Genomic DNA, 15,347 nt, shown 5'->3' on the forward strand with positions numbered 1-15,347 from the left:
AAGCTAGTTTTTGAAATTAATATTTGACAATGAGAATCATTATCAAATATTATTTGAGTAACAGGGAATGAAAGCATCCCATATTTCAAATAAAGGTGAGGGATGAACTTGGGTAAAATCATGATTGCTTATGCCAGTTTGACCGGTAATACAGAGGAAATTGCGGAATTGATCGCCGAGGGCGTTCGTCAGGCAGGGCATGAGGCGGAGTTGAAGGCTTCGTATGATTGCAGCGCGCAAGAACTGCTCGCATATGACGGGTTCCTACTGGGTGTATATACATGGGGAGATGGTGAGCTTCCTGATGAATTTTTGGATTTTTACGAGGAACTAGACGAACTTGATTTGTCTGGTAAAAAGACCGCAGTATTTGGCAGTGGAGATACATCTTATACGCAATTCTGTGGCGCAGTGGACTTGGTAGAGGAAAAAGTCAAAGAACGCGGCGCATCGGTCATTCAAGAGAGTCTAAAGATTGAATTCAATCCATTGGATGATGACAAGGAGAATTGCCGAGCTTACGGAAGACAATTTGCACAGGCTGGTATTGAAGTGTCCTGAGAAGAGAGTGAGGGATAGGTATGCGCAATAGCGATAGCTTAAGCGGCTTTCCTCTTCTGCACGACTATCAGCTAGAGGAGATGTGGAGAACTCCACAGCCAATCCGTCAATCACAGAGGAAAAGAGGGCGTGAGGGCTGGAATTGGCGGCAACGGGTTCAATATGCAGTAGGGCATGCGCTCAACGAATACTTTGGAATGGAAGTAAAGGTACGGCGGGAAGTCCCTGTCCAGTATGTGCTGGAGAAATGGTGGCCCAAGCAGTCAGACAACTTTGAATCTTTGTTCCATTATTGGGATGTCAAAAATAAAGTGTCAGGTGAGTTGTCAAAAATTTGCGGCTTAAATAATGACTTGATGGTGCCTGTGATGCTGTATGAACAATTTTGTACGTCTGTGCCTGAGTTAGAGGTCAATATTTCGCTTATTGTTCAGGCTGCTTGGCAACTATCAGCAGAAGTAGATTCCCTGCTCATTCAAAAGTACATCGTTGACTATAATCCTAACGTTGTCAGTACATTCCAACATATGACAAATGTATTTTGTTATTATGCATTTGGAGCTCTTCCTCAGCTTATTGAGGTATACTGTCTGCTGGAAGGCAAAAAGGTTCGCTTCATTCCGGGACCTGCTTCTTTACAGCAATCTCTGGATTACGTACGGCTATTACGGGATTCCAAAGAGGATGTACATGGGACGGCAGAACGCTGCCGTTGCGGGGGGTGCATAGGGGAGCAAGTTTCTCAGGGAAACAGAATGAATAAGAACACGAAGGAAGGGCAGGAGGCGAAAAACTGCAAACAACGGTCAGCTGTACCTGCGCCTTTCTCTTAACGTTACTGTGTAACCCTTTAATTGTAAACTATCCCTTTTCGTGAAAGAACCTTGGAAACAAGGTTCTTTTTTATGAAAAAAAATTATGAAAAAACTGAAAATTTATGTTGCCTGAATAGATAAATATATCTATAATATTTCAATGTACAATAGTTATATGAAAATATTTAAATATAAAAGGCGGTTTGTGGACCATGGATCAGGTTGTCCTATGTACATAAGATAGTCCTGTCTTTTGCATGGAATGTTGCCATGTGTTTATTTACGTTCTCTATTTGGTTTAATGGCCTAATATTTCAATTTTAAAATATTAGCGTTGAATAATAAAAATTTTTTGGACAACAGGGGTGGAAGAAGTGAGTAAGAAAACTGTATTGCCAATCCTCATTGTACTGCTCATTCTGAGCGGTGGAGCTATTGGCTACTATTATTGGTATCAAGCAACACACTTTGTTAAAAGTGACGATGCGCGCATTCAAGCCGATCAATATAAGGTAATGCCGCAAATCTCTGGAGAAATTAGCCACATTGATGTGGAAGAAGGAGATGTTGTTCAGCGTAATGAACCGATTGCCGAGCAGGATGTATCGGGGCTGGATGCGAGCATGATCAGCAAGTCCGTACTGCGCGCGCCGATCAACGGAACCGTCATTAAGATTTATTCGAAAGAACATGAAATCGGATCGCCGGGTAGTGCTGTTGCAACTATGGTGGATATGAACAGCTTGTACGTATCTACGAATATTGAAGAAACTGATATTAACCGTATTAAACCAGGACAGCTTGTTGATATTACGCTTGATGCAGCAGGTGACCAGGTGATTCAGGGTAAAGTTCGTAAAGTGGGCGAAGCCTCCAACGCCGTGTTCTCACTCGTTCCTGCAGTGAACACAAGTGGTAACTTTAACAAGGTGACTCAGCGTGTGCCTGTAGAGATTGCTGTGAACAAGCCGAAGGATCTGAAACTTATTCCTGGAACGAACGTGGAAGTAAAAATTCATACACCTTAAAAAGGAGGGGTCCATGTGGCTGCCAATGATATTGCTGCTGCTCCTTCGACAGATTCTTCCAAAGAACGCTGGCTTGCCTTTTTCGCTATCGTTTTAGGCGCCTTTGTCGCCATTCTGAACAACAGTCTGATCAATGTCGCCATTCCTAGATTGACGACAGATTTAGGATCTACGACGACACGTATTCAGTGGGTTATTACAGGTTACACGCTTGCATCTGGTGTAATCGTACCGATTACCGGATATATGGAGCAGCGCCTCGGATACAAAAAGTTTTTGATTCTTGCGCTCAGCGTATTTTCGCTGGGAACGGGAATATGTATTTTTGCATGGAGTGATTCTTCCCTGATCGCAGCACGGGTGCTGGCTGGTCTGGGCGGTGGTGTTATTATGCCGCTGAGTATGACGATTATTTACAAAATTATGCCGCGTGAACAAATCGGTATGTCCCTTGGTATATGGGGGATCGCCGCAATGGCAGCGCCGGCTGTAGGGCCTACGCTCAGCGGATATTTAATTGAGTGGTTTAACTGGCGATTCTTGTTTATTGTCAGTGTGCCAGTTGCTTTATTTGCAATTTTAATGGTTATTCTTCTAATTAAAGAACCGCCTAAAGTAGAGCCGAAGCCGTTTGATCTACCGGGCTTTTTGCTGGCGGCAACTTGTGCCGGAACACTCTTGTACGCATTGACAAACGGCCAGCGTGATGGCTGGACTTCCTTTGGAATTGTATCCCTGCTGTTTATTGCTTTCTGGGCACTTGTTTTTCTGATCTATGTAGAAAGCGGCAAGGATAATGCTGTAATTGAAATCTCATTATTCAAGAATTCAAAGTATACGATTAGTGTAATTGCCTCTAGTCTGGTCATGATGGGGATGTACGGAGGAACGTTCCTAACACCGTTGTTTTTGCAAAATATCCAGCGTGTGTCACCGATTGATACCGGTATTATCCTCATTCCACAGGCCATTGCCATGGCGGCTATGATGCCTATTGCCGGGAAGCTATTCGATAAGTTCGGCATTGTGCCTTTGGGACTTGTGGGCCTGACGCTAACCAGCTTTATGACCTATCATCTTCACCAGCTTACGCCAGATACTTCGCATGCCTGGTTGGAAACCGTAATGGCATTACGGGGTCTGGGAATTGGTATTTGTATGATGCCATTGTCCACGGTCGGCATGAATGCCGTTCATCCGAGCAAGGTAGCCAATGCGTCTACAGCGTCCAATCTGGTACGTACTGTGGCTGCATCTATGGCGATTGCGGTGTTAACCGCCATTATGCAAAGCCGTTCGGCTGCTCATGCCCAGCAAATTTCGGAGTCCATTACACCAGACTCGGCTCATGCGCTTCAAGCGACATTGGGCAGCTCATGGATGTCATCCATAAGTAGTTTAATTACACTGGATGCTACATCAAGAGGAATTGGGGATACGTTCCTCATTTCATCCATACCGCTGTTTTGCACAATTCCACTCATCTTTTTGTTTATTCAGAGGAAGAAAGCAAAGACACAGCCGGAAGCTTAATAAGTGAAGTACAAAATATCGACTGGATGACTTACATTATTTCCACGGACAGAAAGAAAGGGAATTATCATGAAAATATTGAGAGTAGAAAGTACATTAGCGGCTTTAGTGCTCGGCGGCGCAGTGCTGGCAGGCTGCTCCAGTAATAGCGGGGCGGCTCAGGACATGGTCGTTCCGGTTAAAATCAGCCAAGCACAGCAAGGCATCATCGGACAGGGAAATATTTATACAGGAACGGTAACACCTTCGGAGACGGTGAACATTGTGCCTAAAGTGGGCGGTAAAGTGGTTGAACTGCCTGTGGATATTGGCTCCGAGGTTAAAAAGGGTCAAGTACTGTTCAAGCTTGATGATAAAGACATGCGGAATAATGTTGCGAAAGCTCGCGCCGCAGCAGCTGCGGCAGCAGCCGGAGTAAGTACCGCTCAAGCATCCCACGAATCTACGATGGTTCAAGCAAACTCGGGCTTAGTGCAGTCCAAGAGCGGCGTGATTCAATCCCAAAGCGCAATCAATCAGGCACAGGGGGCTATTAATCAAGCCACTACAGCCGTAGAACAAGCAACACATGGTGTCTCCTCGGCAGCCAATACGGTGAAACAAACGCAGCAAGCTTTGGCAGATGCACAGAAGAATGTAACACGTACACAAAGTCTATTCGATGCAGGTGCGAGCACTCAAGCACAATTAGAACAAGCCAAAACAGCAGTTGTGAATGCGGAAGCGGCTTACAATAATGCACAAAATGCGCAGGCTAATGCACAAGATCAGTTGGTAGCTGCGCAGAAGGCCTTGACTACAGCTCGCAACAGCTATGATTCAGCAAAAAATAGCTACAGTAATGCCAATAGTGGTTACAGCAATGCGCAAAACCAACTCAAAGTATCTCAAAATACTGCGGTCATCGAGTCCAGCCAACAATCTCTTAAGCAGGCTCAGCTGAATGTAAACATTGCTCAGGATGCATTGGATGACACCGTTGTTACATCACCGATTAATGGTATTGTGGGTACGAAAAATGCAGAAGTGGGCGAAATGGTATCCGCTCAATCTCCTGCGCTGGTCATTGCGAATCTGAGTACGGTCAATACATTAATCTATGTTCCAGCGGAACAGATAAACAATGTAAAAGTAGGTGACAAGGTACAGGTTCGTGTTGCAGCGTCCAACATTGTAACAACAGGTACAGTTAAGAATGTAAGCCCGTTGGATGCAAGTGGAAAAGGCTATCCTGTAAAAATCTCAGTTGCGAATCCAGACACAAAATTGAAATCCGGCATGTTGGCTGATATCAGCTTTGTCGCTGCCAATGCACAAGAAGGCATTGTGGTTCCTACTGCGGCAGTTCAAAAGGATCAAGGTAAAGAATATGTATATGTTGTAAACGGAGACCATGCGAAACGTAAGGAAGTGAAGACTGTTCAGACGGCAGGTTCACAAACACTCGTTACCAGTGGCTTGAGCAATGAGGAGAATGTGATCGTGAATAATCTGGCATTGCTGTCCGATAACTCACCGATTACAATTAGCCAATAATTTGGTTCTAGAATTACTACTATATAATAGTAGAAGTTTATTATAGACATATGCGCAAGACAGCCTGCTTAGTGGGCTGTCTTGTTTTGATTTCATTGAGCACATTTTACATAGGATTGATGTCGATATAGGACTATTTTTGACGAACATTGGTAGAATAGGATAGACTAAATTGGAAATAGATAGTTTTCAAGATTTATTACATTCTCAGATAAATGATCGGAGGAATTGTAAGATGGAAGTAAAATTGGTAGTGGATTTTGAAGCTTATGAGAATGGCCAAACGATGGCTAAATTGCTTGAGGAACTGGCAGCCAAGCCGGAGAGCGCGGAAGTTACGGATCTGATCATTGGAGATTGGGGTGGAGCCTATGAGAGCTCACCAGATGATTTCATCCCAGTGTTAGTGAAGCTTAAAGATCATTTCCCTAAGTTACGCAAGCTGTTTATTGGTGATATGGAATATGATGAGTGTGAGGTTTCATGGATTAACCAGACGAATCTATCCCCGTTATTAGAAGCGTTTCCAGCGTTGGAGTCCTTTCATATCAAAGGAAGCCAGGACCTGAGTCTGGAACCACTTCGTCATAACAACCTTCAGGAATTGGTTATTATTTGTGGCGGCCTGCCTGTGAGCGTTCTTCAGCAAATACACAATGCAGAACTGCCTGAACTGCGCAAGCTGGAACTGTATTTGGGTGTCGATAACTATGGTTTTGACGGTAACCTGAAAGATGTTTTGCCGTTTTTGAATAGCAATCCTTTCCCCAAACTTACATACTTGGGACTGAAAGATAGTGAAATACAGGATGAAATTGCAATTGCAGCAGCTAATGCCCCTGTGATTGGACAACTGGAAGTGCTGGATCTCTCACAAGGTACGTTGTCTGATAAAGGTGCAGAAGCGCTGCTGGCTAGTGAAAGTATAAAAGGGCTGAAGCATCTGGATTTGAGCTATCATTATATGTCTAGTGAAATGATGCAACGTTGGAAAAACTCGGGTCTATCTGTGAACGTGGAAGATCAACAAGAAGCGGATGAGGAAGATGATTGGCGTTATCCATCACTGACTGAGTAATTTGTACAAATGGACTTAAAACGGACTGTTTTCAAAATTAAAATGATCTAAAGTGAGGCGGCTCTATGGTTAAGATGTCAGACTGTAATGTCAGCGAGCCGTTTATCTTGTTCGGTAATCCGGGGAATCGTCGAACTACCGGGCTGCAGGAGGCGCGAAGCAGATTAATGCTTCCACCCGCTCTGGAGGTTTCCTATAAGAATGTGCTGGAAGCTATTCGGCAGAAACAAGGTCTGAGAGAGCTGATGGCGCGAATAGTTGCGCGAGCTACGCATGATAGCGTGAATGGCAGTTCCTTTCTGCAAGAGAGCATTGATCAGTTACTGGCGGGGCAGATGAACAGTGGTCCGCTGCTTCGTCTGGATGCACCGGGCGAAAGCTTTGAGGTAGAGTGTGAGTTGATTGCTCTTGGCGCCTCGGATGGTGAGGGAGACGATTCTCTGTTACCATGGCCCGAATGGACACAAGGCACAAGTATATCGGCGGCAGAAGCGCGACGTCTGCAGGAGCAGCACGGTCGTATTTGGCACCCGGCACAATGGTTCCGGGGCTATTGCCGTCTGCTGGCCTGGCTGCGGGATGAAGTGGCTCTGCTCTGGCCCTCGTCATACTGGATGAACGATCCGGCGGAAGTGGCCGTGATGTTCGACAAACGGCGTTGTAGCGCCGATTTAGGCAAGGCAGATATAAGAGTCCCGCCAGTGCTTGCATCTTCAGGTGGTGCATTTCATGATGTTGTCGATCTGCACGCGGCAATAAAGGAGAGCGGGTTTCACCGCGTATTTGTGAAAATATTTTGTGGGTCTGGTGCTTCTGGTGTCATGGCCTATCAGGTACATCCCCATACACACGCGGAACTGGCGGTGACCACGATTGGAACGGAAATCATACGCGGACAGCGCGTGTATTATAATGCCGGACGACTGCGTCGTTATACGGATAAGCAGGACATTCATGCAATCCTTAACTGGCTATGCCTGGAAGGGGTACATGTAGAGCGCTGGATTCCCAAAGCGACCCTGAACGGGCGTGTTTATGATGTCCGCCAACTCGTGTGCGGATCAGAAGCTTGCCATGCGGTTTTACGTTTGAGCCACAGCCCCATTACGAATTTGCATTTGCGTAATGAGCGGCTCTCGCTGAAGGAAGCCGGATTACCACAGAATACGGTGGAATCGATCCAGCTTACGGCGAAAGCCGCTATGAGTGTTTTTCCAGCCTCCATGGTTGCTGGACTGGATGTGCTGGTTCCGGCTCATGGCGGTCGTCCCTTTGTATTGGATGTTAATCCGTTCGGTGATTTGCTGTATCGGGTTGATCATCAGGGTTGGAATCCGTATGAATGGGAAATGCAGCACCTCGCTAATAGGAGCGTGGGTACGGAAAGGAAAGACAGATATGATTGATATGAACCAAATTGTCGGCTCTCATGATATTGTCATGATTACGCTTGATACTCTGCGTTATGATGTAGCAAAGCTGGAGGAAGAGAACTGTCCGAATTTGTGCGGCTCCGGGTCATGGGAAAAGCGTCATACACCGGGTAGCTTTACCTATGCTGCACATCATGCTTTTTTTGGCGGATTTTTGCCGACTCCAGCGGATACAGATAAGACTTCACATATCCGTCTGTTTCACACAAAGGATACGGGACTGCGTACGCATCCACATACCTGGCTGTTCGATGCCCCGGATATTGTGTCCGGGCTAGAGGGTGAAGGTTATCGGACCATCTGTATCGGCGGCGTTATTTTTTTCACGAAGAAAAATAAGCTTGCCAAAGTGCTGCCAGGGTATTTCCAAGAAAGCTACTGGCGTATGAACTTTGGCGTTACCAACCCCCGTTCGACGGAGCATCAGGTGAATCATGCTCTGAAACTGTTGGGGAATACAGACCCGTCACAGCGCTTGTTTTTGTTTCTGAATGTATCAGCGATCCATGGGCCTAATCATTATTTTGTGAAGGGCTCAGCTAAAGATTCAGTGGAGTCTCAACGAGCAGCCTTGCGGTATGTGGATGGTGAACTTGGACGTTTGTTTGATGCTTTACGAAATCGGGGCAAGACGTTTTGCATGGTTTTTTCCGATCATGGTACAGCTTATGGGGAAGACGGCTATGAAGGACATCGTCTGGCACATGAGGTAGTCTGGAATGTGCCTTACCGCGAATTTATATTATAAAGCAAATAGAAATATAGATTGCACTAGTAAAATATTAAGAAATCAATCCAGCGCGAGGAAGGAGCAGAAATGAAAGCCATGAATCTGAATCACTCACATCCAACGGGTGCGGTAGCCCCGAAGATAGACACAAACTTAGCACCGTCTAGGTTTCAGTGGCCTGAAACTCCTGCTGAATGGGCACGCACGATCCGTGAAGCTCCCTACCGCTCCTATCTGTACTCTTACCCGCATAAAACGGCCTATCGTTCGTTTGATACACCGCTCTCATTGCAGGAGCTGTGGGAGAAGGAGGAGTTAGAAAGCTATTTTTTGTATATGCATATTCCGTTTTGCGCGGCTCGCTGTGGATTTTGTAACCTCTTCACTTTGCCGGACAAGCGTCTGGATGTACATAAGGAGTATGTGGATGCGCTAGAAAGACAAGCCAAGCAATGGGCACCCATTATGGGCCGTCGGCCTTTTTCGCGTTTTGCGATCGGCGGCGGTACACCAACCTTACTGGAGACTCCTTTGGTGGAGCGTTTGTTTGACATAGCGGAAAATATAATGGGACTGGACCCTAAACGAGCTTCTATTTCGGTGGAAACCTCTCCCGATACTGTGACTGAGGATAGGTTGGAGGTGCTCAAGCGCCGCGGGACAGATCGTGTCAGCATGGGAATTCAGAGCTTTGTGGAATCAGAAAGTGCCGCCATTTACCGACCTCAGAAGCCCAAACTTGTTAGAGAAGCACTTGAGCGGCTGGTGGAATACAACTTTCCATTGCTGAACGTGGATCTGATCTATGGCCTGCCTGGTCAAACGGTGGAAACCTGGCTGTATTCTTTAGAGGAAGCACTGTCTTACTCGCCAGGAGAGATTTTTCTTTATCCGCTATATATTCGAGAAAATACGATTTTAAAGCCAGGCTATACCGGGCTGGATCATGATATTCGTCTTAGCTTGTATGAAGTGGCGCGCGAACGGCTCAAACGGGCAGGATATGTACAATATTCCATGCGCCGTTTTGCAAAAAATGATGGTTTATCCAGCAAAGAGCTTTTGCCCTACAGTTGTCAGGAGGAAGGTATGGCTGGTCTGGGATGTGGTGCGCGATCCTATACACGTAATGTTCACTATGCCAGCCGGTACGGTGTTAGTGCAGCAGCTACGCGTAGCATTATCGAAGATTATGTTGCTGCGGAACGTCATGATCTGGCTGACTACGGCTTTATTTTAAATGTGGATGAGAGTAAGCGACGCTTTATCTTAAAGGCGCTTCTTCATCGGGAAGGTTTGGAGCTATCGGCCTATGCAGAGCGCTTCGATGTATCCCTATCGGACGATTTTACGGGAATGTCATTGCTGCTGGAATCCGGTATGGCTGTCGTCGAGGAGGGTAGGCTGCAACTTACAGAGGAAGGAATGGCCTATTCCGATGCGATTGGGGACTGGATGATCTCCACATCAGTACGTGAGCGCATGGAAGGATATGTAGGCGCATGAGAGCGACCTTATATTATCGTGGTTCGTTGACCTCGTGCAACTATACCTGCCCATACTGCCCGTTCAGTAAAAACGTTGATAGTCGGGAAACGTTGAACAAGGATCGGACCCAGTTGGAACGTTTTGCCGATTGGGTACGAGAACAGGGCGCTCTGGGGCATCGTCTCTCTATTTTTTTTAATCCGTATGGAGAAGCCTTGATTCATTCCTGGTATCGCAAGACCATGATTGAGTTTTCCCACATGGCGCATGTGGAAAAAGTGGCGGTACAGACGAATCTATCGACTAAGCTGGATTGGACGCAAGAACTGAACCCGGAGACTGCTGCGCTGTGGGCTACATATCACCCTGGAGAGACAAAAGAGCAAGTTTTTATATCGCAGGCTATGAAGCTATATGAACTTGGCATTTCCTATAGTGTCGGTACCGTCGGGTTAAGACAGGCATTTCCGGCTATTCATTCCTTGCGATCGAAACTTCCAAGAGATGTTTATTTGTGGATCAACGCCTACAAGGATCGTCCACATTATTATACAGATGCTGAGGTTGCTGAATTAACTGCGATAGACCCCTATTTTCAATGGAATTTAAAGGATTATAGCAGTCAGGGGCGGGCATGTCGCGCTGGTGAAGATGTATTTTATGTCCAGGGTGACGGAAGAGTAAAACACTGCTATCAGGATCGAAGGGTGCTAGGACACTTATACAGGAATGGTCTTGAGGGTCTGAGTGGCAAACGTCCGTGCCGGATGAAAGAATGCGGCTGCTATATCGGCTATATTCATATGGAGGAGCAGCCGTTTCGGGAAATGTACGGTAGTGGCTTACTCGAAAGGGTGCCGCAGGTACAGCTATCTCCGGCTCCATCATTTAGCAGACAGGCTATTCATAGAGCAAATGAATCCATATAACAAGGTACGTCCGCGTCTAAATGTAATGCTATAGCAACCTTAATGATCTATTAGAAAACGAGCAAAAAAACCGACCCTTGCCATCAAGCAAAGGTCGGTTCTTCTGTTTTATAATAAGTTTGTGCGACGATCTTATGCGAAATAATCAAGTTTGGACAATAGCAGTAATTTCTTCATCCAGATCCAATCTGATTTGTTCGCGATAGGCACGAATATTGTATTCGGAATACAGGTATCTTAGAATTGCTTCAATCATGTTGGCTTCCACCAGATATTGACTACGGCCCTGTACATGGACTTCTGCGGAATAACCTGTATCCTCTTCCCAGCTTAATTCTACTGTTACATCAGTGGGCTGGACACCTTTGCGTTCAGCCATATGCAAGCAAATAGCGTTGACAATCTCATCCATACTCAAAATCATAGCTTAGTAACGTCCTCCGCGGGAATCATCTGGTCTGCGACGATTTTTAATAGCACGGTAGATACCTACTCCGGCCATGATCAGGACGTAAATGGCGAGAACGTTAACGGCCAGACCAAGCAAGCTACCCAATGCGCCCATGTTGCCGAACAATCCGCCGAAGAGCATACCTGCCAAACCGCCCAGCATCATACCTTTCAGGAATCCGCCGCCACCGCCAAGGAATCCACCAGTTCTGTTTGTATTCCCAGCAGTTGCTCCTGACTTGGTTCCGCTATCTGACTTATTGACGCCACTGCTGTCATTTGTCTTGCTTGGTGTAGATTGGTATGATTTAGGCCCGGATTTAAACCCGCCGCCTCGCCTTGCATCAGCTGTAGATGGTGCGATCATAGCAATGAGTAGGGTAAAAGCCATCATCAGCATCATCATATTTTTCAAAGTAAATGTTTTTTTCATGTAAATATATCCCCCTTAGTAAATTTTTTTTATAGGTCAAACAACCGCTAATCAGTAATACGAATGGCATGGAAAAGGGTTTCAAAGAATTTTAATTTTTAAAAATTAAATAATAACGTCCCATAAATCCTATGCATGGATTGGTAAAAGCATTCAGCTTTGCGGCTTAAGTAAAAACGGATTAGTATCCGTACTGACATCACCGGCAAGCAGCATACGCAGAACCATTTGGCACCATTCCAGACCTGCTTTAGCATTCAAAAGTCCTTTTTGTACTAAAATATAGTCACCAAAGGTCTTACTGCCAAAATGTAAATTCTCTGCTGGAATGTCGTTCAAAATATCCTCAAGATGCTGGATTTTCTGAATAAAATGACGTTTGCGTTCCTCCAGCATACGATTGGCACTACTTTTGTCCGTCAACCAAAGACAGAACAGTCGAAGACTTAATTCATCCCGTGTAACCGGAGCAGCTAACGCTTCCTGGGACCATTGCTGAAGCATATGGATTCCCTTGTCGGTAATGGTATACATTTTCTTATCAGGCTTGTCGGACTGCTGAATCCAACGAGAGGCTAGCAGTTCCTTGCTCTCCATACGGGCCAGTAGCGGATAGATCTGACTGTGCTTAGCCTGCCAAAAAGGCTGAATACGCAACATCAGATCATAGCCGGAGGATTCCTCTCTTGCGAGAAGCCCCAACAGACCATACGATAGTAAATTCATAGATCTTATCTCCTTCATCCATCATAGTAACGGTTGTAACAGCACTGCGGCAGGTATTCTGCAGCTTCATGAAAAGTGTACACTGAAACTGTATGGTTTGACAACTTTCAGACAGGTCGTTCACAGGTTAGCCAAAATTGGCTCCTGTCATTCTCCACGTATATGCGCTTTTTTTCATAAAAAAGGGTAGTTTAGGCTCGTATGTACGAGCTTAAACTACCCTGGTAACTTTCTGCCGAAGCGTATCCTGTTTACTGTTCATTCCCGTCAACGACAAGCGTTAACGCTCCTGTATCTGGATGAATAACCATGCCGTGAACGGGGGCATTAGGGGGGAGAAGCGGGTGATTCTTAATAAGCTTCACGGTAGTTCTTACCCCTTCTTCAATGTTATCAAAACCTCTTAACCATTTATTTAGCTTAATGCCTGAATTTTCTAATGTGTTCAGCACTTCCTGAGAAATTCCGCGATCGAGCATTTCATTGACCATGTGGTCTGCATTTAATGCAGCCATACCGCATTCATAATGGCCTACAACGACGACTTCGTCTGCTCCCAGCTCATACAGGGCGACTAGCACACTGCGCATTACGCTTCCAAAGGGCTGTGAAATAATCGCACCCGCATTTTTGATGATTTTCACATCACCGTTGCGCAGGTTCATAGCTTTTGGGAGTAATTCCGTTAGCCGTGTATCCATACAGGTGATAATGACCATTTTTTTATTGGGGAACTTGCCCGTTCTATAGGCCTCGTATTCTTTGTTTTCTACGAAAACACGATTGTACTCTAAAATTTCTTTGATGTGATCCACGATTGTTCCCTCCAGATTCTAATAAAGTTTGATATGTACAGTCCAACGTTTGTTTTAGGTCTTAGGAGCTGGTCGTACATGTTGTGTGTTGATTATACTTTTTAATATAAGTATCATCAAGTATAGGTATTGTAAAGTTTTAACCATTTTAAGTTAAAGAGGTGACCTCAAATATGACGCAACAGACGTTGGATCAATTGACGGCTTTAAAGGAGCTTGCACACAAAATTAGTAGTTATGGCGAAGCAGTAGGTCTGCTGCACTGGGATTTACGGACTGGCGCTCCGCGCAAGGGCGTTGATATTCGGTCGGAGACGTTGGGTATGCTGTCCACTGAAATGTTCAAGCTGATGATCTCGGATGAAATGGGACAATTGCTGCAATTTTTTGCCGTAGAAGACAAGCTGAAGCAACTGGAGGACAATGATCGCAGATTGGTGGAGGAATGCCGTAAAAATTATGAACTGAATCGTTCGGTTCCGGCAGACCGATACCGGGATTATAGCATTCTTGCAGCACAGGCAGAGAGCAAGTGGGAGGACGCAAAGGAACATAGCGATTTTGCCGGATTTGAACCGTACTTGTCTAAAATCGTAGACATGAAGCGTGAATTTATCGGCTACTGGGGGGTTAAGGATACAGAGTATGACACGCTTTTGGATCAATATGAGCCGGGGATGACGGTTGAAAAGCTGGATGCTGTGTTTGATCGTCTCAAGAAGCGCCTTGTACCCCTATTGTCTAAAATTCAGGCTTCATCGAACCAGCCGGATAAGAGCTTTTTAGATGGTGTGTTTGATGTGAAGCAGCAGGAGAAGTTCAGCCTATTCATTTTAGGACAGATGGGGTATGACTTTGACGCAGGTCGTTTGGATGAGAGTGTACATCCTTTCGCAACAGGATTAAATCCAGGTGATGTGCGTATAACAACTCATTATCTGCAAGATGATGTAACCAGTGCTATTTTCAGTTCTTTGCATGAAGGAGGTCATGCGCTGTACGAACAAAATATTGCTCCAGAGCTGACAGGATCACTACTGTCTGGAGGAACCTCTATGGGGATTCATGAATCCCAGTCCCGCTTGTGGGAGAATAAAATCGGACGCAGTCGTGCTTTCTGGGATCGGTATTACGATGATTTGCAAAAGCATTTTCCTGATCGTTTGGCAAAGGTTACGGCAGAGCAATTCTACCGGGCAGTCAACCGTGTGGAAAATTCACTGATTCGTATTGAAGCGGATGAGCTAACATATAATTTACATATCATTATCCGTTATGAAATTGAAAAAATGCTGTTTAATGAAAAGCTGGATGTGAAGCGTCTCCCCGAGGTGTGGAATGCGAAATATAAGGAATACTTGGGACTTGTTCCACCGAATGACGGACTGGGCGTACTTCAAGACGTTCACTGGTCCGGCGGTGATTTTGGTTATTTTGCTTCCTACTCACTTGGCAATATGTATGCAGCGCAAATTTTGGCGACATTACGCAAAGAGTTGCCAAATCTGGATGAATTAATTGCTGCTGGAGAGCTTGAGCCGATCAAGCAATGGCTGACCGAACGTATTTACCGTTACGGCAAGAGTCGGACGCCGTCCGAGTTGATTGTAGCCATTACAGGTGAGGATCTGAACCCGGATTATCTGGCCGACTATCTGGAAGAGAAATATACCTCCATATACAAGCTGTAAATCATATAGCATCTACCCCGCGTTCCCGGGCGAACGTGGGTTTTTTTTTTGCAATTAACCAATATATCGACAATGGCATAACAATATATGAAGTCAACCGA

General features: G+C 45.5%; 15 protein-coding genes. 11 read left to right on the plus strand and 4 right to left on the minus strand.

Annotated elements, in window-relative coordinates:
* The first annotated feature begins 102 nt into the window (after nt 1-102).
* The 10 genes from NLX74_RS08690 to NLX74_RS08735 all read left to right on the plus strand — a co-directional run bounded on the left by NLX74_RS08690 (nt 103) and on the right by NLX74_RS08735 (nt 11,131).
* Nucleotides 103-561 (plus strand): flavodoxin, encoded by a 459-nt coding sequence (locus NLX74_RS08690; RefSeq protein WP_069289771.1) that lies wholly within the window; start codon nt 103-105, stop codon nt 559-561.
* Nucleotides 562-581: 20 nt separating this feature from the next.
* Entirely contained in the window at nt 582-1,394 is an 813-nt protein-coding gene (locus NLX74_RS08695) for a hypothetical protein (RefSeq protein WP_254328453.1), read from the plus strand.
* 356 nt (nt 1,395-1,750) lie between these two features.
* The gene (locus NLX74_RS08700) at nt 1,751-2,404 is read left to right on the plus strand and encodes an HlyD family secretion protein (RefSeq protein ID WP_061831582.1); all 654 of its coding nucleotides are present in this window, start codon (nt 1,751-1,753) and stop codon (nt 2,402-2,404) included.
* Nucleotides 2,405-2,419: 15 nt separating this feature from the next.
* Nucleotides 2,420-3,937: a DHA2 family efflux MFS transporter permease subunit gene (locus NLX74_RS08705; protein WP_235309639.1), complete on the plus strand. Its 1,518-nt coding sequence runs from the start codon at nt 2,420-2,422 to the stop codon at nt 3,935-3,937.
* Nucleotides 3,938-4,006: 69 nt separating this feature from the next.
* The gene (locus NLX74_RS08710) at nt 4,007-5,473 is read left to right on the plus strand and encodes an efflux RND transporter periplasmic adaptor subunit (protein WP_069289769.1); all 1,467 of its coding nucleotides are present in this window, start codon (nt 4,007-4,009) and stop codon (nt 5,471-5,473) included.
* A gap of 235 nt (nt 5,474-5,708) precedes the next feature.
* Complete coding sequence (locus NLX74_RS08715) at nt 5,709-6,551, plus strand: STM4015 family protein (protein WP_254328454.1); 843 nt, start codon at nt 5,709-5,711, stop codon at nt 6,549-6,551.
* 65 nt (nt 6,552-6,616) lie between these two features.
* Entirely contained in the window at nt 6,617-7,957 is a 1,341-nt protein-coding gene (locus NLX74_RS08720; protein WP_254328455.1) for an STM4014 family protein, read from the plus strand.
* Nucleotides 7,950-8,732, plus strand: coding sequence for an STM4013/SEN3800 family hydrolase (locus NLX74_RS08725; protein WP_069289766.1), 783 nt, complete (start codon nt 7,950-7,952; stop codon nt 8,730-8,732). Before NLX74_RS08720 ends, NLX74_RS08725 begins: the two co-directional genes overlap by 8 nt.
* 69 nt (nt 8,733-8,801) lie before the next feature.
* A complete protein-coding gene (locus NLX74_RS08730; protein WP_254328456.1) occupies nt 8,802-10,220 on the plus strand; it encodes an STM4012 family radical SAM protein in 1,419 nt (472 codons plus the stop codon).
* Nucleotides 10,217-11,131 (plus strand): STM4011 family radical SAM protein, encoded by a 915-nt coding sequence (locus NLX74_RS08735; protein ID WP_254328457.1) that lies wholly within the window; start codon nt 10,217-10,219, stop codon nt 11,129-11,131. The genes NLX74_RS08730 and NLX74_RS08735 overlap by 4 nt, the downstream gene beginning before the upstream one ends.
* A 145-nt stretch (nt 11,132-11,276) precedes the next feature.
* On the opposite strand, the gene NLX74_RS08740 is transcribed toward NLX74_RS08735, so the two are convergent.
* From NLX74_RS08740 to NLX74_RS08755, 4 genes are all read right to left on the minus strand, one after another.
* Nucleotides 11,277-11,555 carry a YxcD family protein gene (locus tag NLX74_RS08740; RefSeq protein ID WP_013310599.1) on the minus strand — a complete coding sequence of 93 codons (279 nt, stop codon included), beginning with the start codon at nt 11,553-11,555 and terminating at the stop codon, nt 11,277-11,279.
* Between the two features lie 3 nt (nt 11,556-11,558).
* Nucleotides 11,559-12,014 carry a hypothetical protein gene (locus NLX74_RS08745; protein WP_254328458.1) on the minus strand — a complete coding sequence of 152 codons (456 nt, stop codon included), beginning with the start codon at nt 12,012-12,014 and terminating at the stop codon, nt 11,559-11,561.
* 153 nt (nt 12,015-12,167) lie between these two features.
* Complete coding sequence (locus tag NLX74_RS08750; protein WP_235309644.1) at nt 12,168-12,740, minus strand: PadR family transcriptional regulator; 573 nt, start codon at nt 12,738-12,740, stop codon at nt 12,168-12,170.
* 251 nt (nt 12,741-12,991) lie between these two features.
* On the minus strand, nt 12,992-13,555 hold the full coding sequence (locus tag NLX74_RS08755; protein ID WP_254328459.1) for a beta-class carbonic anhydrase: 564 nt from the start codon (nt 13,553-13,555) through the stop codon (nt 12,992-12,994).
* A 173-nt stretch (nt 13,556-13,728) separates the two neighbouring features.
* Between NLX74_RS08755 and NLX74_RS08760 the strand changes: the two genes are divergently transcribed.
* Nucleotides 13,729-15,246 carry a carboxypeptidase M32 gene (locus NLX74_RS08760; protein ID WP_254328460.1) on the plus strand — a complete coding sequence of 506 codons (1,518 nt, stop codon included), beginning with the start codon at nt 13,729-13,731 and terminating at the stop codon, nt 15,244-15,246.
* Nucleotides 15,247-15,347: the final 101 nt, after the last annotated feature.

It is taken from the genome of Paenibacillus sp. MZ03-122A (assembly GCF_024213325.1).
Classification (GTDB): Bacteria; Bacillota; Bacilli; order Paenibacillales; family Paenibacillaceae; genus Paenibacillus; species Paenibacillus polymyxa_B.